General features: G+C 71.1%; 18 protein-coding genes. 14 read left to right on the top strand and 4 right to left on the bottom strand.

All coding sequences use genetic code 11. From position 1 onward, the window contains the following. The first annotated feature begins 23 nt into the window (after window positions 1-23). The 4 genes from ACSHXC_RS11895 to ACSHXC_RS11880 all read left to right on the top strand — a co-directional run bounded on the left by ACSHXC_RS11895 (window position 24) and on the right by ACSHXC_RS11880 (window position 4545). Window positions 24-1358 carry an ABC transporter ATP-binding protein gene (locus ACSHXC_RS11895; RefSeq protein WP_438296539.1) on the top strand — a complete coding sequence of 445 codons (1335 nt, stop codon included), beginning with the start codon at window positions 24-26 and terminating at the stop codon, window positions 1356-1358. Between the two features lie 95 nt (window positions 1359-1453). Continuing rightward, window positions 1454-2860, top strand: coding sequence for a M1 family metallopeptidase (locus ACSHXC_RS11890; RefSeq protein ID WP_438291551.1), 1407 nt, complete (start codon window positions 1454-1456; stop codon window positions 2858-2860). Window positions 2861-2906: 46 nt separating this feature from the next. Beyond that, a complete protein-coding gene (locus ACSHXC_RS11885; RefSeq protein WP_438291550.1) occupies window positions 2907-3566 on the top strand; it encodes a trimeric intracellular cation channel family protein in 660 nt (219 codons plus the stop codon). A 109-nt stretch (window positions 3567-3675) separates the two neighbouring features. After that, complete coding sequence (locus ACSHXC_RS11880) at window positions 3676-4545, top strand: thioesterase family protein (RefSeq protein WP_438291549.1); 870 nt, start codon at window positions 3676-3678, stop codon at window positions 4543-4545. Between the two features lie 430 nt (window positions 4546-4975). Here the strand turns inward: ACSHXC_RS11880 and ACSHXC_RS11875 are convergent, their stop codons facing one another. After that, a complete protein-coding gene (locus ACSHXC_RS11875; RefSeq protein WP_438291548.1) occupies window positions 4976-5593 on the bottom strand; it encodes a TetR family transcriptional regulator in 618 nt (205 codons plus the stop codon). 154 nt (window positions 5594-5747) lie between these two features. Here ACSHXC_RS11875 and ACSHXC_RS11870 point away from each other — a divergent pair, with 154 nt between their 5' ends. From ACSHXC_RS11870 to ACSHXC_RS11860, 3 genes are all read left to right on the top strand, one after another. Then, the gene (locus ACSHXC_RS11870; protein WP_189963903.1) at window positions 5748-5903 is read left to right on the top strand and encodes a hypothetical protein; all 156 of its coding nucleotides are present in this window, start codon (window positions 5748-5750) and stop codon (window positions 5901-5903) included. A gap of 2 nt (window positions 5904-5905) precedes the next feature. Beyond that, a complete protein-coding gene (locus ACSHXC_RS11865; RefSeq protein WP_438291547.1) occupies window positions 5906-6208 on the top strand; it encodes a DUF4190 domain-containing protein in 303 nt (100 codons plus the stop codon). A gap of 69 nt (window positions 6209-6277) precedes the next feature. Then, window positions 6278-7447, top strand: coding sequence for a cysteine desulfurase family protein (locus ACSHXC_RS11860; protein ID WP_438291546.1), 1170 nt, complete (start codon window positions 6278-6280; stop codon window positions 7445-7447). Window positions 7448-7481: 34 nt separating this feature from the next. On the opposite strand, the gene ACSHXC_RS11855 is transcribed toward ACSHXC_RS11860, so the two are convergent. Further along, window positions 7482-8087: an N-acetylmuramoyl-L-alanine amidase gene (locus ACSHXC_RS11855; RefSeq protein WP_438291545.1), complete on the bottom strand. Its 606-nt coding sequence runs from the start codon at window positions 8085-8087 to the stop codon at window positions 7482-7484. Window positions 8088-8246: 159 nt separating this feature from the next. Here ACSHXC_RS11855 and mnmA point away from each other — a divergent pair, with 159 nt between their 5' ends. After that, window positions 8247-9392, top strand: coding sequence for a tRNA 2-thiouridine(34) synthase MnmA (mnmA, locus tag ACSHXC_RS11850; protein ID WP_438291544.1), 1146 nt, complete (start codon window positions 8247-8249; stop codon window positions 9390-9392). Between the two features lie 82 nt (window positions 9393-9474). On the opposite strand, the gene ACSHXC_RS11845 is transcribed toward mnmA, so the two are convergent. Further along, complete coding sequence (locus ACSHXC_RS11845) at window positions 9475-10422, bottom strand: NADP-dependent oxidoreductase (protein ID WP_438291542.1); 948 nt, start codon at window positions 10420-10422, stop codon at window positions 9475-9477. A 104-nt stretch (window positions 10423-10526) separates the two neighbouring features. Here ACSHXC_RS11845 and ACSHXC_RS11840 point away from each other — a divergent pair, with 104 nt between their 5' ends. Continuing rightward, window positions 10527-11513 (top strand): GlxA family transcriptional regulator, encoded by a 987-nt coding sequence (locus tag ACSHXC_RS11840; RefSeq protein WP_438291541.1) that lies wholly within the window; start codon window positions 10527-10529, stop codon window positions 11511-11513. 13 nt (window positions 11514-11526) lie between these two features. Here ACSHXC_RS11840 and ACSHXC_RS11835 read toward each other — a convergent pair whose 3' ends face one another. Next, on the bottom strand, window positions 11527-11856 hold the full coding sequence (locus ACSHXC_RS11835; RefSeq protein WP_386105918.1) for a DUF427 domain-containing protein: 330 nt from the start codon (window positions 11854-11856) through the stop codon (window positions 11527-11529). Window positions 11857-11917: 61 nt separating this feature from the next. Here ACSHXC_RS11835 and ACSHXC_RS11830 point away from each other — a divergent pair, with 61 nt between their 5' ends. From ACSHXC_RS11830 to ACSHXC_RS11810, 5 genes are all read left to right on the top strand, one after another. Next, window positions 11918-12481, top strand: a complete 564-nt coding sequence (locus tag ACSHXC_RS11830) for a TIGR00730 family Rossman fold protein (protein WP_438291540.1) — start codon at window positions 11918-11920, stop codon at window positions 12479-12481. Between the two features lie 28 nt (window positions 12482-12509). Next, a complete protein-coding gene (locus tag ACSHXC_RS11825) occupies window positions 12510-13199 on the top strand; it encodes an SDR family oxidoreductase (RefSeq protein ID WP_189963919.1) in 690 nt (229 codons plus the stop codon). A gap of 40 nt (window positions 13200-13239) precedes the next feature. After that, on the top strand, window positions 13240-14265 hold the full coding sequence (locus ACSHXC_RS11820) for a methionine synthase (protein WP_438291539.1): 1026 nt from the start codon (window positions 13240-13242) through the stop codon (window positions 14263-14265). Between the two features lie 25 nt (window positions 14266-14290). After that, a complete protein-coding gene (gene ligA, locus ACSHXC_RS11815; RefSeq protein ID WP_438291538.1) occupies window positions 14291-16492 on the top strand; it encodes an NAD-dependent DNA ligase LigA in 2202 nt (733 codons plus the stop codon). A gap of 275 nt (window positions 16493-16767) precedes the next feature. Beyond that, window positions 16768-18891 (top strand): putative bifunctional diguanylate cyclase/phosphodiesterase, encoded by a 2124-nt coding sequence (locus ACSHXC_RS11810; RefSeq protein ID WP_438291537.1) that lies wholly within the window; start codon window positions 16768-16770, stop codon window positions 18889-18891. Window positions 18892-19151: the final 260 nt, after the last annotated feature.

The following is a 19151-nucleotide window of genomic DNA, read 5'->3' as shown; positions in this document are numbered from 1 at the left end:
ACAAAGGCGTGACGGACAACGACGTGACGATTCCCGCGCAGAGCGACGGTACGGTCCTGACGAAGACTGCGCTCAATAAGGATGTCGCCCCCGGCGAGGTCCTGCTCAAGGTCAGCGGCCTGCAGAAGCACTTCCCGATCCGCAGCGGTGTGCTGAAGCGGCAGACCGGCTCGGTCAAGGCCGTCGACGGCATCGACTTCGACGTGCGCTCGGGCGAGACGCTGGGCGTGGTCGGCGAGTCCGGCTGCGGCAAGTCGACGATGGGCCGCCTCATCACCAGGCTGCTCGAACCGACCGGCGGCACGGTCGAGTTCGAGGGCCGGGACATCACCCATCTCGGGGTGCGCGGCATGCGGCCGATGCGCCGCGACGTCCAGATGATCTTCCAGGACCCGTACTCCTCGCTGAACCCGCGGCACACGGTCGGCGGCATCATCTCCGCCCCGTTCAAGCTGCAGGGGGTCACCCCGGAGGGCGGGATCAAGAAGGAGGTCCAGCGGCTGCTCTCGGTCGTGGGCCTCAACCCCGAGCACTACAACCGCTATCCGCACGAGTTCTCCGGGGGTCAGCGCCAGCGCATCGGCATCGCCCGTGCGCTCGCGCTCAACCCGAAGCTGGTCGTCGCGGACGAGCCGGTCTCGGCGCTCGACGTGTCCATCCAGGCGCAGGTGGTCAACCTCCTCGACGACCTCCAGCAGGAGCTCGGCCTCACGTACGTGATCATCGCGCACGATCTGTCGGTCATCCGGCACGTGTCGGACCGGATCGCGGTCATGTACCTCGGCAAGATCGTGGAGTTGGCCGACCGCAAGTCGCTGTACGCGGCGCCGATGCACCCGTACACCAAGGCGCTGATGTCCGCGGTGCCGGTGCCGGACCCCAGGCGGCGCGGCATGAAGAGCGAGCGGATCCTGCTGAAGGGCGACGTCCCCTCGCCGATCTCGCCGCCGAGCGGCTGCCGGTTCCACACCCGGTGCTGGAAGGCGACGGAGGTCTGCAAGACGCAGGAGCCGGTACTCGTGGAGCTCAAGCCCGGCCAGCAGGTGGCCTGCCACCACCCGGAGAACGCGCCGGACCAGGCGCCGGGCGAGGCGGTGCTTCCGGAGGCCAGGGAGTCGATCGAGGTCGTGACGATCGGCGAGGCAGTGACGGCGGAGGCGCCTGAGGCGGCGGAGGCCGACGAGGCGGCCTCTGTGGCCGAGGTGCCTGCTGCCTCCGAGGCGGCCGAGGAGTCTGCCGCGGCCGAGGGGTCTGCCGAGGCAGAGGCGCCCGAGGCCTCCGATGCGTCCTCCGGGGCGACGGGTGCCGAGGGTGAATCCGGACCGGACGACACCGTTCAGGAGTCAACCGACAAGTAGGGCATGACAGTTCGGCAAAGTCATGTCCATGCCGAAGCGGGAGAGTGCAGAGTCTGCGTGTCCGTACCAACGGCATGCGTACGAAGGGCAGACTCATGGCACTCTCCCGTTCGGCACGTCGTACCTCCTCCCGGCTGCTGGCCCTCGCCACCGCGGTGGCCGCCGGGCTGACCATCGCCGCCGCGCCCGCCGCCTCACCGGGCGCCCCGAGCATCGGGGATCCGTACTTCCCCAATATGGGCAACGGCGGCTTCGACGCCCTCCATTACGACCTCGGGGTGAGCTACAACCCTGATTCCGGGCGCCTGGACGGGCGCACCACCCTGACCGCCCGGGCCACCCAGAACCTCTCCAGCTTCGACCTCGACCTCCAGAAGCTCACCGTCGACTCGATCCAGGTGAACGGCAAGCCCGCCGACTTCAGCAGAACCGGCGACGAGATCGTCATCACGCCGCGCCACCGGCTGCGCAAGGGCGAGGAGTTCGAGGTCACCGTCGCCTACGGCGGGGTGCCGCAGGCGCTGAACGGGCCCATCGTCTTCGGCTCCGACTACGGGTGGATGAAGACCAAGGACGGCGTGTTCGTGGCGTGCGAGCCGAACGCCGCCTCCACCTGGTTCCCGTCCAGCGACCACCCCTCCGACAAGGCGACGTACGACATCCGCATCGACGCGCCCAAGGGCCTGACGGGCGTGTCCAACGGGCGCCTGGTGGACTCCTATGACAAGGGCGGCCGTTCGTACTTCCACTGGCGCGAGACCAAGCCGATGGCGACGTATCTCGCGACCGCGTCCATAGGCAAGTTCGACGTGAAGACGGGCAAGACGCCTGCGGGCACGCCCATTTACGTGGCCATCGACCCGGCCCTGGCCAACCAGAACACGGTCGACGTGTACGGGGTGACCGCCGAGGCCACCGACTACTGGTCCAAGCTGTTCGGCCCGTACCCGTTCGAGGAGACGGGCGCGGTCGTCGACGACATGCCTGAGGCCGGGTTCTCCCTGGAGACCCAGTCCAAGCCGAGCTATTCGGCGGTACGTTCCGAGTCGACCATCGTCCACGAGCTCGCCCACCAGTGGTTCGGCGACTCGGTGTCGGTCGCGCACTGGGACGACATCTGGCTCAACGAGGGCTTCGCGACGTACGCGCAGTGGCTGTGGGCCGAACACCGCGGGACGGCGACGGCCCACCAGTCCTTCCTCAACGCCTACAACTCGGTCCCGGCGTCCGCCGACTTCTGGAAGATCGAGGTGGCCGACCCGCAGCGCGACACGATGTTCGCCTCCGCGGTCTACCGGCGCGGCGCGATGATGCTTCAGGAACTCCGCGAACACATCGGTGACCAGGCCTTCTTCAAGCTCCTCCCGGCCTGGACGAAGCTGCATCGCTACCAGAACGCCGACACCGAGGACTTCATCGACCTGGCCGAGCACATCTCGGGCAAGTCGCTCGACGGCCTGTTCCAGAAGTGGATCTACGACACGGGCAAGCCCGCGCTCTAGGCCCGGCGTGTGCCTGGGAGCACCCTGGGATGCGTAAAAATGCGGGGTGCTTCATGAACTGTTCAGCCCCTCCGTCCAGCATGCGCTGGACCTCGTCGGAATCTTCGTCTTCGCGATTTCCGGCGCCCTGCTCGCCGTGCGCAAGAACTTCGACGTGTTCGGCATCGCGGTGCTCGCCGAGGTCACCGCACTGGGCGGAGGGCTGTTCCGCGACCTCATCATCGGAGCGGTCCCGCCGGCCGCCTTCTCGGACCTCGGGTACTTCGTGACCCCGTTGCTGGCCGCGGTCCTTGTCTTCTTCCTCCACCCCGAGGTGGAGCGAACCCAGACCGCGGTCAACGTCTTCGACGCGGCGGGCCTCGGCCTGTTCTGCGTCACGGGCACGACCAAGGCGTACGACTACGGGCTCGGCCTCACCTCCTCGGCGGCCCTGGGCCTCGCGACGGCGGTGGGCGGCGGCGTCCTGCGCGACGTCCTGGCCAACGAGGTCCCCTCGCTGCTCCGCTGGGACCGCGACCTGTACGCGGTCCCCGCGATCGTCGGCTCCACGATGATCGTGCTCTTCATCCGCTTCGGCCTCCTGAACGCGACGACGAGCGGCCTGGCGGTGGTCACGGCGTTCCTGCTCCGCATCGCGGCGCTCAAGTACCACTGGCGGGCGCCGCGGGCTTGGAACCGGCGGAGTTCCGCGCTGGAGGAGGCGTGAGTGTCCCGAGGGCCGGGGTCGGGGCCGGGGCCGGGGGCAGAGTCGGGGCCGGGATCGGGGGAACGCGAAAAGCTACCGCTCAGTAATGTATCGGTGTACGGTGCTGCGCATGGCACAGGCATCGTCACAGGTACTCCCCGCCGCGATCGGGGACAGCGAGTTCGACCGCGACACGGCCGTCACCCTGCGCGAAGCGGGGGTCTATGACGCGGAGCTCTCGGCGGGCTGGACCATCATCCACGCCGTCAACGGCGGCTATCTGCTCGCCCTGCTCGGCCGTGCGCTCGGTGACGCGCTGCCGCACCCGGATCCGTTCACGGTCTCCGCGCACTACCTCACGCCGTCCGTGCCCGGGCCCGCGGTCATCCGCACCCAGGTGGTGCGCACCGGCCGCACCCTCTCCACCGGCCAGGCCTCGCTCTTCCAGTACGAAGAGAGCGGCGCGGAGGTCGAGCGCATCCGGGTCCTCGCCTCGTACGGGGACCTCTCCGCGCTGAGCGACGACGTACGCACCACGGCCAAGCCGCCCGCGATTCCGCCGCTCTCGCACTGCATCGGCGCGACGGACGCCCCCGACGGCAGCCGGCCGCCCATCCCCGGCAGCTCCGCGATCACCGACCGGCTGATGCTCAAGCTCGACCCGACCACGCTCGGCTGGGCGGTGGGTGCGCCCTCCGGCAAGGGCGAGATGCGGGCGTGGTTCGGGCTCGCCGACGGGCGCGACGCCGACCCCGTCTCGCTGCTGCTCACCGTCGACGCGCTCCCGCCGACCTCCTTCGAGCTGGGCCTGAAGGGCTGGACCCCGACGGTCGAGCTCACCACGCACATCCGCTGCCGTCCCGCGCCGGGGCCGTTGCGGGTGTCCATCACCACCCGCAACCTGGCGGGGGGATTCCTGGAGGAGGACGCGGAGGTCTGGGACTCGGCGGACCGCCTGGTCGCCCAGTCCCGCCAACTGGCGCGGGCGCCGCGGGATTGAGGGGGGCGTTTCCCACCCACCCACCCGTGACGCGGAGTTGACTGCCCCGGCCCACCTGGGGCTGCGCCCCAGGCCCCGGGGGTTTCCCACCCGCCCGCCAGTGACGCGGGGTTGACTGCCCCGGCCCCTGGGGCTCCGCCCTCTGCCCCCCTCCGCGGGCTCCGCCCTCTGCACCCTCTCGGAGGCTCCCCGCTCCCTAGCTCCCCCGCGTCCCGCGTGGATGGCTTGGGCTCAGGGGCTGGTCCAGGCTTCCCGACGGGCCTCGCCCTGCTCGGCGTCAATTTCAGCCCCTCCGGCGTTTGAGGAGCGGGGGTCTGGGGGCGGCGCCCCCAGTGGTGTCCATCCAGGCGTGGCCGAGGCCGTCATCAACCCCCGGAGGGTTTCGGGAAGGGGTGGGGTGGGGGATCCAGGGAGGCTGCGGCGGAACCCCCTAGTCCAGCCAGTGCCGGCGTCCCAGTGTCACCAGGCGGAGCTGCGCGCGGGCGGTCGTGAGGATCGACTCCTCGTCGGACTCGTCGCCCTCGAGCAGGGCCGACGCCGTCATCACCATGTGGTCGACGTACACCCCCGCCAGCATGCGCAGATCCGCCGAAGTCCAGCCCGCCGACTGCGGATCCGCGCCGAGCGCCTCGGACACCTCGTCGGCGAAACGGCGCAGCTGTACGCCGATGGCCTCGCGGACCGGGGCCACCCCGCCGTGCCGTTCCCGGGCGATGAAGCGGACGTGCGCCGGGTGCGTGCGTACCTGCGCGGCGATCAGAGCCACCGCCCGGTGGATGCGTTCCTCGCTCGCCCCGGTCGTGACGATCGCCGCCCGGATCGTGTCGTGGAGGCTGCCCAGCGCCTGCTCGACCAGGGCCACCCCGAGGTCGGCCGTGTCCGTGAAGTGCCGGTAGAACGCGGCCGGCGCGACGCCCACGGCCCGGGTGACCTCGCGGAGCCCGAGGCTGCTCAGGCTCTGGTGCTCCAGGAGCTGGAGCGCCGAGTCCATGAGGGCCTGCCGGGTCTTCTGCTTCTGGGCCTGCCGGATTCCGAGAGTGTGGCTCATACCACTCAGTAAACAGCTGTTTGCTGAACTTGGGAAGACTAGACTCGCCAGTCAGTGAACAGTCGTACTCTCAAGGGTGGTTGGGCCCGTCCGGTCCAGGCGCCCCGCCGTACGCAGAAGTCGTACACGGAAGTCATACACAGAAAGGGATCTCATGCTTTTCCTCGTCGCAGCCCTCCTCCTGCTGGGGGTCGTGCTGGGCTCAGCGGCGCACCTCCCGCTCCCGGTCACCCTCGCCGTCGCAGGCGTCATCGGCGTCTGGCTCATCGTCTTCGCCGCCCGCGAACGCCTCTCGCACCGGAAGGGCTGACCATGGAACTCGCAGCGATCCGACGCCGCACCCGCCCCCAAGCTCTCAAGGAGCAGGGGGGATCCCCATCCCGTGACGCCGACGGGATGGCCATCGCGGCCTTCGTCCTCGGCCTGCTCGGCCTGCTCGTCATGAACCTCGTCCTCGGCCCCATCGCCATCGTCCTGGCCTCGCTCTCCCTCCTGTACGGGACCGAGCGCCGCGGCCGGGCCCTGCTCGGGCTCGCCCTGGGCGTGGCCGACCTCGCGGTCCTGCTCGGCCTGGTCCTCGCCGACCACACCGTCTCCTGGGGCCTCGGCGGCTGAACCCCGCCCCGGCCCTGGCCGGAACTGCGGCACGGCCCGCCGGGCGCGGCTCGTAGAATCGGGCCCACCATGGCTTACCTCGACCACGCCGCGACCACTCCGATGCTCCCGGAGGCGGTCCAGGCGATGACCGCCCAGCTGACCGTCACCGGCAACGCGTCCTCGCTGCACGCCGCCGGACGGCGAGCCCGCCGCACCGCCGAGGAGGCTCGCGAGGAACTCGCCGAATCGCTCGGCGCCCGTCCCAGCGAGGTCGTCTTCACGGCCGGCGGCACCGAGGCGGACAACCTCGCCGTCAAGGGCCTGTACTGGGCCCGCCGGGACGCCGACCCGCGCCGCGTGCGCGTGCTCGCCAGCCCCGTCGAGCACCACGCCGTGCTCGACGCGGTGCACTGGCTCGCCGAGCACGAGGGCGCCACCGTCGAGTACCTGCCCGTCGACCCGTACGGCCGGGTGCACCCCGACGCACTGCGCGAGGCCATCGAGCGCAATCCGGACGACGTCGCTCTGGTGACTGTCATGTGGGCCAACAACGAGATCGGCACCGTCCTGCCGGTCGGTGAACTGGCCGCGGTGGCGCGGGAGTTCGGCATCCCGATGCATGCGGACGCCGTCCAGGCCTTCGGCCAGCTCGACGTGGACTTCGCCGCGTCCGGACTCGCCGCCATGACCGTCTCCGGACACAAGATCGGCGGCCCGTACGGCATCGGCGCCCTGCTGCTCGGCCGCGAGTACACCCCCGTCCCCGTGCTGCACGGGGGCGGCCAGGAGCGGCATGTGCGCTCCGGCACCCTCGACGTCCCCGCCATCGCCTCCTTCGCGGTCGCCGGGCGGCTCGCCGCCGAACGGCGCGGCGCGTTCGCCCGGGACATCGGCGGACTGCGCGACCGGCTCGTGGAGGCCGTCCGCAAGGCCGTGCCCGACGCGATCCTCGGCGGCGACCCGAACCCGGCGGGGCGCCTGCCCGCCAACGCCCACTTCACCTTCCCCGGCTGCGAAGGCGACTCCCTCCTCCTGCTGCTTGACGCGCAGGGCATCGAATGCTCCACCGGCTCCGCCTGCACCGCCGGCGTCGCCCAGCCCAGCCATGTGCTGCTCGCCACCGGCACCGACCCCGACCTGGCCCGCGGCACCCTGCGCTTCTCGCTGGGCCACACCTCCACCGAGGCCGACGTCGAAGCGGTCGCCGGCGCGATCGGCCCTGCGGTCGAACGGGCACGCACGGCAGGGCTCGTCTGAGCCACCGCCCCCGGAACGCGGCCGCCCCCGCTGCTCAGGCCCGGCCGGCCGCCCCGACCAGCGACATGTAGCGCGGCCAGTCCCAGTGCGGACCGGGGTCGGTGTGATCGGTGCCCGGCACCTCCACGTGCCCGATGATGTGCGTCCGGTCGACGGCTATGCGATAGCGGGCGCAGATCGCGGCCGTAAGGCGTGCCGACGACGCGTACATGGCGTCCGTGAAGGACGACGCCTCCTCGACGAAGCCCTCGTGCTCTATGCCGACACTGCGCTCGTTGTACTTCCGGTTGCCCGAGTGGAAGGCCACGTCCATCTCCCGCACGGTCTGCGCGATGTGCCCGTCCTTGCGCACCACGTAATGGGCGGCTGCCTTGTTCTCCGGGTCCTCGAAGGTCTTCAGGGCGCTGTCGAAACTGCCCTGCACGACATGGATCACCACCCGGTCCACCTCGTAGTCGTCCGGCCGGTCGGCCATCCGCCAGTTCGCCGGCGCCGCCGCCACCCACTGGGCGCCCGCGTAGTCGACCGCCCCGGCCCTGCGCGGCTTGTGCGGCCGCGCCTGCGGCGCGTTCAGATATCCGATCGTCCCGAGCGCCACCACCGCGCCCCCGATCAGCAGCCCCCTGCGGCTGGTCGCCATAAGCCCCCGCCCCCGTCCCTCCCGTACTGCCCGCCGCTCCCCGCGAGGTCCCACCGCACCCCTCGGGCCCCCGAGGAATCCCGGATCCGTCCCCTCTGAGATCCACAACGGATACTCCCGCGCCCCGGGTTCCCGATCCCACGTACCCTTACGAGTGCTATGACTCAGACTTCGACGCAGCCCTCGCCGATGACCTCCCCGCGCCCCCTGCGCGTACTCGCCGCCATGTCCGGCGGCGTGGACTCCGCCGTCGCGGCCGCCCGGGCCGCCGAAGCCGGCCACGACGTCACCGGTGTGCACCTGGCGCTCTCCGCGAACCCGCAGTCCTTCCGCACCGGGGCCCGCGGCTGCTGCACCATCGAGGACTCCCGGGACGCCCGCCGCGCCGCGGACGTCATCGGCATCCCGTTCTACGTCTGGGACCTGGCGGAACGCTTCCGCGAGGACGTCGTCGAGGACTTCATCGCCGAGTACGAGGCCGGCCGCACCCCCAACCCGTGCCTGCGCTGCAACGAGAAGATCAAGTTCGCGGCGCTGCTCGACAAGGCGCTCGCGCTCGGATTCGACGCCGTGTGCACCGGCCACTACGCGACCGTCGTCCTCAACGAGGACGGCACCCGCGAGCTGCACCGCGCCTCCGACATGGCCAAGGACCAGTCGTACGTCCTCGGCGTGCTCGACGAGCGCCAGCTCGCCCACGCGATGTTCCCGCTCGGCGACACCCTCACCACCAAGGACGAGATCCGCGCCGAGGCCGAGCGCCGGGGCCTGGCGGTCGCCAAGAAGCCGGACAGCCACGACATCTGCTTCATCGCCGACGGCGACACCCAGGGCTTCCTCGCGAACCGCCTCGGCAAGGCCGAGGGCGACATCGTCGACGAGTCCGGCGCCAAGATCGGCAGCCACGAGGGCGCCTTCGGCTTCACCATCGGCCAGCGCAAGGGCCTGCGCATCGGCCACCCGGCCGCCGACGGCAAGCCCCGCTACGTCCTCGACATCTCCCCGGTGAACAACACGGTCACCGTCGGCCCCGTCGAGGCCCTCGACGTCACCGCCCTCGGCGCGATCAAGCCCCGCTGGTGCGGCACCGCCCCCGTGGGCCCCGGCACGTACACCGCGCAGCTGCGCGCCCACGGCGGCGAGACCGAGGTGACCGCCGAGCTCGTCGACGGCGTCCTGAACGTGACGTTCGCCGAGCCGGTCCGCGGCGTCGCCCCCGGCCAGGCGATCGTCCTGTACGACGGCACGCGCGTGGTGGGGTCGGCGACGATCGCGACGACCGAGCGGGCTGGGGCGCGCGTCTGAAACGCTCGCTTCGGAGCGTCTGGAAGCGCCTGCTTCAAGGCGGGCGCACATAGGGGGCGCCCGCCTTGAAAGAGGGCCACCCCTAGACGACCCGCAGCACGAGCTTGCCCCGGGTGCGGCCGCGCTCGCCGTATTCGTGCGCCTTGGCCGCGTCCGCGAGGTCAAACACCGTGTCGATCTCGGCCCGCAGCCGGCCCTCCTCGACCAGCGCCGCGATCGCCCGCATCCCCGCGTAGTCCGCCTCCACCAGGGTGAAGCCCGCCCGGACGCCCAGGCCGGCCGCCTCCGTGAGCAGCCCGTCCTCGTCCGCGGACGCGATCGAGACCAGGACGCCGCCACGGCGCAGCACCTTCAGGGAGCGGTTGCCGTACTCGCCGCCGATGGGGTCGAGGACGACGTCCACGTCCCGCACCGCCTCGGTGAAGTCGGCCGCGGTGTAGTCGATCACTTCGTCCGCGCCGAGACCGCGGACGAATTCGTGCTTGGCGGCGCTCGCCGTGCCGATGACGTACGCGCCGTGCGCCTTGGCGATCTGCACCGCGAGGTGGCCGACGCCGCCGGCCGCGGCGTGGATCAACACCCGCTGTCCGGCGGCCAGTCGAGCCGTCTCGATGAGCGACTGGTACGCGGTGAGGGAGGCCAGCGGTAGCGCCGCGGCCTGGATGTGGTCGATCCCGGCGGGCTTGCGCACGAAGTGCCGGGCCGGGGCGGTGACGTACTCCGCGTACGCGCCCGCCTGGTGAGGGAAGCGCGGCATGCCGAACACCTCGTCGCCGGGCCGGTACAGGGTGACGCCGAAGCCCACCGCCTCGACCGTGCCGGAGACGTCCCAGCCGAGGATCGGCGGCGTGCCCATCACCGCAAGACCGCCGCTCGCGCGGACCTTCCAGTCGGCGGGGTTGACGCCTGCCGCGTGCACCCGCACCAGGATCTCGGCGGGACCCGGTTCGGGCTGCTCGGTCTCGATCTCGGCGAGCACTTCGGGGCCGCCCCATCGAAGGGGGCTGATGGCGCGCATCGTCTGGGACATGTCTGATCCTTTTCAGGGTGTTTCCGCTGGTGGAAGCACCAGCCTGCACCTGGGGCGGGCATCGTGGTGCTGGCCGTTTGGCCATGATGTGACAGAATCTGGCCATGGCTGCACGACGGAAAGTTCACCGGGTGGCGGTGCTCGCCCTCGACGGAGTGGTCTCCTTCGAGCTGGGCATCCCGTCCCGGATCTTCGACAGCGCCCAGGGGCCGGACGGCGAGCGGCTGTACGAGGTGACCGTCTGCACCGCCGACGGGCGGCCGGTGCGCACCGAGGCCGGGTTCTCGGTCGCGGTCGACCACGGCCCCGAGGCGCTCGCCACGGCCGACACCGTGGTGATCCCGCCCACCCACGACCTCGGCGCGATGGCCGAGGGCGGCCCGCTGCCCGAGCCGCTGGCCCGCGCCTTCGAGCGGATCCGGCCCGGCACCCGCATGGTGTCCATCTGCACGGCGTCCTACGTCCTGGCCGCCGCCGGGCTGCTCGACGGGCGGCCCGCCACCACGCACTGGTGCGACGCCACCGCCTTCGCGCGCACCTTCCCGCGAATCGAGGTGGACCCGGGCGTCCTGTTCGTCGACGACGGCGACGTGCTGACCTCGGCGGGCGCCGCCGCCGGTATCGACCTGTGCCTGCACCTCGTACGCCGCGACCACGGCAGCGCGGTCGCCAACCGGGCCGCCCGGCACTGCGTCGTCCCGCCGTATCGCGACGGCGGCCAGGCCCAGTACATCGAGCGCCCGGTCCCGGAGCCGACGCTCGCCAGCACCGCGGCCACCCGCGCGTGGGCCCTCGGACGGCTCCAGGAACCGCTCTCGCTGGGCGAGATGGCCGCCCACGCGCGGATGAGCCTGCGCACGTTCACGCGCCGCTTCCGTGAGGAGGCCGGCATGACGCCGGGCAACTGGCTCACCGCCCAGCGCCTCGAACTGGCCCGCCAGCTCCTGGAGTCCAGTGACCTCCCGGTGGACCTGGTCGCCCACCGGGCCGGCTTCGGCACGGCCAACTCGCTGCGCCAGCACATGCGTTCCGTCCTGGGCGTCTCGCCGGTCGCCTACCGGCGCACCTTCCAGGTCGGCGCACGGAGCTGAGCCGCGCCGCGAGCTACTCGGTGACCGTTTCCACTTCGTAGAAGCAGAGGTGGTCCTTGATCTCGGCGACGTCCGGCTTCGGGTCGGGGTAGTACCAGACGAGGTCGGCCGCCCCGGGCAGCGACCAATAGGAGGCCGTGCCCTTGAACGGGCAGTACGTGTGGGTGTCCGACGGCGTCAGCAGGTCGGTGCGGACGTCCTCGGGCGGGAGGTAGTAGCGGACGGGGAGGCCGGTCTCGCGCAGCAGCAGCGGACGGCTGCTCTCGGCGAGCACCTGCCCGTCGCGAACGACCCGTACGTGCTCGGTGCCCCGCTCGATGGTGATGCGATGTCCAGTCGTCATGAGAAGTGCAGCGTTCGCCGGGCGGCTCTTCTTCCCCGACGCTCTTTCGTATCGTTGCCGTATGAACATTTGCGTCTTCCTCTCCGCGGCCGATCTCGACGAGCGCTACACCCGTCCCGCGAAAGAGTTCGCCGAGCTCCTAGGCAAAGGCGGGCACACGCTGGTATGGGGCGGCTCCGAGAGCGGGCTCATGAAGGTCGTCGCCGACGGGGTGCAGCAGGCGGGCGGGAAACTCGTCGGCGTCTCGGTCGACTTCCTCGCGGAAAAGGCCCGTAAGAACGCCGACGAGATGGTCGTCGCCAAGGACCTCGCCGAGCGCAAGGCCCTGCTGCTCGCCAAGTCGGACGCTGTCGTGATCATGGTGGGCGGCACCGGCACCCTGGACGAGGCCACCGAGATCCTGGAGCTGAAGAAGCACGGCAGGACCACCAAGCCGGTCGTCCTGCTGAACACCGCGGGCTTCTACGACGGCCTCAAGGAGCAGTTCCGCCGCATGGAGAACGAGGGCTTCCTGCCCGTACCCCTCACGGAGCTGGTCTTCTTCGCCGAGGACGGGGTCGCCGCGCTCGCCTACCTGGAAGCTGTGACATCAGCCGCTCCCGCGGCGGGCCTCGGCATCCAGTAGGACGACACCTAGTGCGAGCATGTCGGGTATGGCTACTCATCTGATCACCGGAGCCGGTTCCGGCATCGGCGCGGCCGTCGCGCGTCGGCTGCACGAGCGCGGCGACGAGCTCATCCTGCTCGCGCGCGACGCCGGACGCGCCAAGGAGCTCGCCGCCCGCCACCCGGGCGCCCGCACCCTCGTCGGCGACCTCGCCGACCCCGACCGCCTCTCCTGGGCCTTCGACAAGCAGCCGATGCCCGAGCAGCTCGACTCGCTGCTGCACATCGCGGGCATCGTCGACCTCGGCCCGGTCGGCGAGCTGCGCCCCAAGACCTGGCACCAGCAGCTCAACGTCAACCTGATCGCGCCCGCCGAGATCACCCGCCACCTGCTGCCCCAACTCCGCGCCTCGCGCGGCCACGTGGTGTTCGTGAACTCCGGCGCCGGCCTCAACGCGCATGCCGAGTGGGGCGCGTACGCCGCCTCCAAGCACGGCCTCAAGGCGCTCGCCGACTCCCTGCGCCACGAGGAGCACGCCAACGGCGTCCGTGTGACCTCGGTCTACCCGGGCCGCACCGCGAGCCCCATGCAGGCCAAGGTGCACTCGCAGGAGGGCAAGGAGTACGACCCGTCGCGCTTCATCGACCCCGAGTCGGTCGCCACCACCATCGTGATGGCCATCGACCTGCCGGCCGACGCCGAGGTCAACGACCTCACCGTGCGCCCCGGCAAGTAGCCGGGACCGGGCGCGGCGCCCGGTTGCGTACGCTTCCGGGGTGAGCGAACAGAGCAATTTCCCCTGGGGGCCCGCCACCGGCGTCGGTTCGATGCCGGGTGGCGACGCGCGGGAGACCGCCAAGACCGTCACCGGATCGCTGATCGGGGCCGACGGGGCGAGCGGCGACTTCCCCCACCTCGCGGAGCTGCCCGCGCGGGGTCCCGGCGCCGACATGATCGGGCGGACCATCGGGCTCCTCGTCGAGATGTACGGACATGTGGAGCCCAGCGGCTGGCGCGTCAGCGACCGGCCCGGCCGGGACACCCGGCGGGCCAGGTCCTGGCTCGGCGAGGACCTCGACGCCCTGGAGGAGTTCACCCAGGAGTACACCGGGCCGCTGAAGGTGCAGGCCGTCGGGCCGTGGACGCTGGCCGCAGCCCTGGAGCTGCGCAACGGCGAGCTCTCCCTCGGCGACCCCGGCGCCTGCCGCGACCTCGCCGGATCGCTCGCCGAAGGCCTGCGCGACCACCTCGCCGACGTACGCCGTCGCGTCCCCGGCGCCCAGCTCGTGCTCCAACTGGACGAGCCCTCCCTCACCTCCGTGCTGCGCGGGCAGATCCGTACCGCCAGCGGATACCGCACCCACCGGGCCGTCGACCGGCAGGTCGTGGAGGCCGCGCTGAGGGACGTCGTCGCCGTGCACGACGGCCCCGTCGTCGTCCACTCCTGCGCCCCCGACGTCCCGTTCGCCCTGCTGCGGCGGGCCGGCGCCGCCGGGGTGTCGTTCGATTTCTCGCTGCTCACCGAGCGTGATGACAAACAGATCGGCGAGGCCGCCGAGAGTGGCATCAAGCTCTTCGCCGGAGTGGTGCCGGGCACCGACGGCCCATTGTCAGACCCTGCCGGTAGCGTCATGGGTGTCAGGACGCTGTGGCGCAGGCTGGGGCTGAATCCGGGGACTCTGAGCGAGTCCGTTGTGATCACCCCGGCGTGCGGTATGGCGGGTGCGTCCCCGGCCTATGCCCGGGCCGCGCTCGCCCACTGCGTCCGGGCGGCGAGATCGCTCGCGGACAACCCTGAGTGACGGGGAAGACGGGAAACGGGAGGACATGACGGTGGCTGGCGAACAGAACGCAGCGGTGCCCGCGGAGGCACGGGAGAAGCACGCGCTCCTCGCCGAGCAGATCGAGGAGCACCGCTTCCGGTACTACGTGAAGGACCAACCGGTCATCAGCGACGGGGACTTCGACAAGCTGCTCCGCTCGCTCGAAGCCCTGGAGGACGAGCACCCCGAGCTGCGCACACCCGACTCGCCGACCCAGAAGGTGGCGGGCGCCTACGAGACGGACTTCGCCTCGGTCGAGCACCGCGAGCGGATGCTGTCCCTGGACAACGCCTTCGACGACGAGGAGCTGGCGGCCTGGGCGGAGCGCATCGCCAAGGACGTGGGCACCGCCGACTACCACTACCTGTGCGAGCTGAAGGTCGACGGCCTCGCCGTGAACCTGACGTACGAGCACGGCCGGCTGACCCGCGCCGCCACCCGCGGCGACGGCCGCACCGGCGAGGACATCACGCCCAACGTGCGCACCATCGCCGACATCCCGGACCGCCTCAAGGGCGACCGCATCCCGGAGCTCGTCGAGATCCGGGGCGAGGTCTACTTCCCGATGGAGGCATTCGAGGGCCTCAACGCGCGCCTGGTCGAGGCGGGCGACAAGCCGTTCGCCAACCCGCGCAACGCGGCCGCCGGCTCGCTGCGCCAGAAGGACCCCAAGGTCACCGCCACCAGACCCCTGCACATGGTGGTGCACGGCATCGGCGCCCGCGCGGGCTTCGACATCGACCGCCTCTCGCAGGCGTACGACCTGCTGCGCGAATGGGGTCTGCCGACCGCCCAGCGCAACAAGGTCGTCAAGTCCCTCGAAGAAGTGCGGCAGTTCATCGCCTACATGGGCGAGAACCGGCACTCGGTGGTGGAGCACGAGATCGACGGCGTCGTCGTCAAGCTCGACGAGATCCCCCTCCAGGGCCGCCTCGGCTCCACCGCGCGCGCCCCGCGCTGGGCCATCGCCTGGAAGTACGCGCCCGAAGAGGTCAACACCAAGCTCGTCAACATCCGCGTGGGCGTGGGCCGCACCGGCCGCGTCACTCCCTACGCCCAGGTCGAGCCGGTCACCGTGGCCGGCTCCGAAGTCGAGTTCGCCACCCTCCACAACCAGGACGTCGTCAAGGCCAAGGGCGTCCTCATCGGCGACACCGTGGTGCTGCGCAAGGCCGGGGACGTCATCCCGGAGATCCTCGGCCCCGTCGCCGACCTGAGGGACGGCAGCGAGTACCCCTTCGAGATGCCCGCCGAGTGCCCGGAATGCGGGACTCCGCTGCGTCCGATGAAGGAGGGCGACATCGACCTTCGCTGCCCCAACGCCCAGTCCTGTCCCGCCCAATTGAGGGAGCGGCTGTTCTACCTGGGCGGACGCAAGAGCCTCGACATCGAGAACTTCGGGTACGTCGCGGCAGCCGCCCTCACCAAGCCCCTGGAGCCCGCCGCACCGCCACTCCTGGACGAGGGCGATCTCTTCGACCTCACGATGGATCAGCTCCTGCCCATCAAGGCGTACGTCCTCGATCAGGACAGCGGACTGCCCAAGCGCGACCCCAAGACCGGCGAGGAGAAGATCGCGCTCGTCTTCGCCAACATGAACGGCGAGCCGCGCAAGAACGCCGTCTCGATGCTGGAGAACATCGCGGCCGCCAAGGAGCGCCCGCTCGCCCGCATCCTCACCGGGCTCTCCATCCGCCACGTCGGCCCGGTCGCCGCCGAGGCGCTGGCCCGCGCATTCCGCTCCATCGACCGCATCGAGCAGGCCACCGAGGAGGAACTCGCCGCGGTCGAGGGCGTCGGCGGCATCATCGCGGCCTCCCTCAAGCAGTGGTTCGCCGAGGAATGGCACCAGGAAATCCTGCGCAAGTGGAAGGCCGCCGGCGTCCGCATGGAGGACGAGAGCACCGGCGAGGACGAGGGGCCGCGCCCGCTGGAGGGCCTCACCGTCGTCGTGACCGGAACTCTTGAGCGGCACACCAGAGATGGCGCGAAAGAGGCGCTGCAGAGCCGCGGAGCCAAGGTCACCGGTTCCGTTTCCAAGAAGACCTCGTTCGTCGTCGTCGGCGACAGCCCGGGTTCCAAATACGACAAGGCGATGCAGCTGAAGGTTCCGGTTCTGGACGAGGACGGCTTCGCCGTTCTGCTGGAACAAGGGCCCGACGCGGCAAGAGAAGCCGCGATGCCCAACGCCCCAGAGGGGGAATGAGACACAAAGGAGGGTAGTAACAGGGGGCCTGGAGGCTGCGCGGAGTCACCCGTTCGGCGCATAGCAGACCGATGCGGGTGGCTGGGTGGCATTCGGGCAAGAGCTGTAGACCGCTGCCCGACAGAGCCTTCTGCGGCCTACTGTTGAGATGTGCGCCTGTCGTGCACGGCTGATGGCCCCTGCTCGTGGAGCGGTTGGGGTTCAGCACCAGTCGTGGTGGCATGACATCGGGGCCATCGCGTGCACGGGCACTGCCGGCTGTGAGAGGGACGGGAATGAAACCGACCGAGAGCACCGCCCCGGCCGTGAGGCTGCGCGGGTTCACGGGATTTTCGTCCAGACTGACGGCCGTCGTCACAGGCCTCGCGGGCGTGGTCCTCGCCACCGGCCTCTACCGGGCCGTCCAGCACGGCGACGCCCTGTTCCCGGGCGGGACGACGGGCTGGTCGCTCGCCGTCCTCACCGGCATCATCGTCGGCCATCTCGTCGCGCTCGGCCGTGAGCGCTGGTGGGGCGGCACCGGTTCGGGAGCCGCCCTCACCATCGCCGTGCTGCTCCTGTACGGCTGGCTGCCGGCCGCCCTGGTCAGCCTGGCCGTGGTGGTCCTGGTCGGCGCCGCGCGACGCAACCGCTGGCGCCAGGGCGTGCTGCACGGCGCCGTGGACATCCTCGGCGTAGGAGCCGCGGGCCTGGTCCTGGCCGCGTTCGACGTGGCCCCGGGCGTGGCCCACCCGTGGTGGCCCACCCAGTGGAGCATCGCCACCGCCCCCGAGATCGTGCTCGCGGCCGGGACGTATCTGCTGCTCACCAGGATGCTGCTCTGGTACGCGCTCGCGCCCCGCGGCGGCGGGCTGCCCACCGTCGCCCGCACGGCCCTGCTCAGGCAGGGTCTGGTGGCCGTCGCGCTGCTCGGGATCGCCCCGCTGATCTGCGTCGTCGCCATGTCGGTGCCCGTGCTGCTCCCGCTGTTCGCGGTGCCGCTCGTCGCCCTCGACTCGACGCTCTGGATCGCCCGGGCCCGCGCAGAGGAGCAGCTGCGCGACCCGCTCACCGGCCTCCCCAACCGCCAGTGGCTCCTGGAGCGCACCTGGTCGGCCCTGGAGGAGGCGGAGAACAGCGGCACCCGCTCCGCGCTCGTACTGATCGACCTCGACCGTTTCCGGTCGGTGAACGACACCCTCGGGCACCTCGCCGGAGACCGCCTCCTCCTCCAGATAGCCGAACGGCTCAGGACCGCTCTGCCGCGCGGCGCCGAGGCGGCCAGACTGGGCGGCGACGAGTTCGCCGTGCTACTGCCCGTCTGCGACTCCGCGACCAGCGCCATGCGGATAGCCCGAGGCCTGGTCGCCGAGCTGTCCTCGCCGCTCGACCTGGACGGGCTGACCCTCGTCCTGGAGGCCAGCGCGGGCGTCGCGCTCTTCCCCGACCACGCGCTGGACGCCGAGGGGCTGCTCCGCCGGGCCGACGTCGCGATGTACCAGGCCAAGCGGGACCGTACGGGCGTCGAGGTCTACGAGTCCAAGCGGGACTCCAACACCCCTGACCGGCTCGGCCTGTTGGGCGATCTGCGGCGCGCGCTGGATGCCGGGGACGTGGAGCTGCACTACCAGCCGAAGGTCCAGTTCGACGGCCAGGTGGCGGGACTCGAGGCACTGGTGCGCTGGGTGCACCCCGAGCGCGGGCGGGTCCCTCCGGACGAGTTCATCGCGATCGCCGAGTCCAGCGGGCTGATGCCGCACCTCACCGAGTACGTCCTGGAGACCGCGCTCGCCCAGGTGGCGCGGTGGCGGGCCCAGGGGCTGAAGGTCCCGGTCGCCGTCAATGTGTCCCCGCGCGACGTCCACACGCCCGGCTTCGCGGGGGCCGTCGCCGCCCGCCTCGCCCGGCACGGCGTCCCGGCCGGCGCGCTCCAGCTGGAAATAACGGAACACGTGCTCCTGGAGGACCCGCAGCGGGCCGCCGACACCATGGCCGGGCTGACCGGCCATGGCGTGAAGATGTCCCTCGACGACTTCGGTACGGGGTACTCCTCGCTGGTGCATCTGCGGCGGCTGCCGGTCAGCGAGTTGAAGATCGACCGGTCGTTCGTGGCTCGGCTCGCCATCGACAACGAGGACGCGGAGATTGTGCGCTGCACCGTCGATCTCGCGCACTCGCTGGGGCTGTTGGTGGTCGCGGAGGGTGTCGAGGACGACGAGACGTGGGAGCGGTTGCGGGATCTGGGGTGCGATGCGGTGCAGGGGTGGCTGGTGGCTGCCGCGATGCCGCCTGCGGAGGCTACGGCCTGGTTGCTTGCGCGGGGGGACTCCGGGTGGCATCGGCCTGCGGAGATCGCGGCGGCTGCGGCTGCTGCGCGGGCTGAGGCGGAGACACAGGGTTCTGGGCAGCCCGTCCAGTGACCCGGAGCCCCAGTCCTGGGGCTCCGTCCCAGACCCCGGTTGTGCCCCCGCCCCACCCCTTCCCGCTGTAACACTCTGCGGCTCCGCCGCGTGGCCGCCGGGGGTGAAAGGACCCTGGGGGCTCCGCCCCCGGACCCCCGTTCGCGCCTTAAGGGCGCTCGTCCTCAATCTCCGCCAAGGCCTTAAGGGCCAGGGGGGACCCCCATGACGGGCTGAAGATGCCGGTGCTGGCCAGGCTCGATCCTGCTAGGGGCGCGGGG

This window comes from Streptomyces sp. HUAS TT7, from assembly GCF_051550175.1.
Taxonomy (GTDB): domain Bacteria; phylum Actinomycetota; class Actinomycetes; order Streptomycetales; family Streptomycetaceae; genus Streptomyces.
This window is presented reverse-complemented; position numbering and strand designations above follow the sequence as displayed.

Coding starts and splice junctions, on each gene's coding strand:
- ACSHXC_RS11890 (WP_438291551.1), top strand. CDS start 1,454: ATGGCACTCTCCCGTTCGGCACGTCGTACCTCCTCCCGGCTGCTGGCC.
- ACSHXC_RS11880 (WP_438291549.1), top strand. CDS start 3,676: ATGGCACAGGCATCGTCACAGGTACTCCCCGCCGCGATCGGGGACAGC.
- ACSHXC_RS11875 (WP_438291548.1), bottom strand. CDS start 5,593: ATGAGCCACACTCTCGGAATCCGGCAGGCCCAGAAGCAGAAGACCCGG.
- ACSHXC_RS11870 (WP_189963903.1), top strand. CDS start 5,748: ATGCTTTTCCTCGTCGCAGCCCTCCTCCTGCTGGGGGTCGTGCTGGGC.
- ACSHXC_RS11865 (WP_438291547.1), top strand. CDS start 5,906: ATGGAACTCGCAGCGATCCGACGCCGCACCCGCCCCCAAGCTCTCAAG.
- ACSHXC_RS11860 (WP_438291546.1), top strand. CDS start 6,278: ATGGCTTACCTCGACCACGCCGCGACCACTCCGATGCTCCCGGAGGCG.
- ACSHXC_RS11855 (WP_438291545.1), bottom strand. CDS start 8,087: ATGGCGACCAGCCGCAGGGGGCTGCTGATCGGGGGCGCGGTGGTGGCG.
- mnmA (WP_438291544.1), top strand. CDS start 8,247: ATGACTCAGACTTCGACGCAGCCCTCGCCGATGACCTCCCCGCGCCCC.
- ACSHXC_RS11845 (WP_438291542.1), bottom strand. CDS start 10,422: ATGTCCCAGACGATGCGCGCCATCAGCCCCCTTCGATGGGGCGGCCCC.
- ACSHXC_RS11840 (WP_438291541.1), top strand. CDS start 10,527: ATGGCTGCACGACGGAAAGTTCACCGGGTGGCGGTGCTCGCCCTCGAC.
- ACSHXC_RS11835 (WP_386105918.1), bottom strand. CDS start 11,856: ATGACGACTGGACATCGCATCACCATCGAGCGGGGCACCGAGCACGTA.
- ACSHXC_RS11830 (WP_438291540.1), top strand. CDS start 11,918: ATGAACATTTGCGTCTTCCTCTCCGCGGCCGATCTCGACGAGCGCTAC.
- ACSHXC_RS11825 (WP_189963919.1), top strand. CDS start 12,510: ATGGCTACTCATCTGATCACCGGAGCCGGTTCCGGCATCGGCGCGGCC.
- ligA (WP_438291538.1), top strand. CDS start 14,291: ATGACGGTGGCTGGCGAACAGAACGCAGCGGTGCCCGCGGAGGCACGG.
- ACSHXC_RS11810 (WP_438291537.1), top strand. CDS start 16,768: ATGAAACCGACCGAGAGCACCGCCCCGGCCGTGAGGCTGCGCGGGTTC.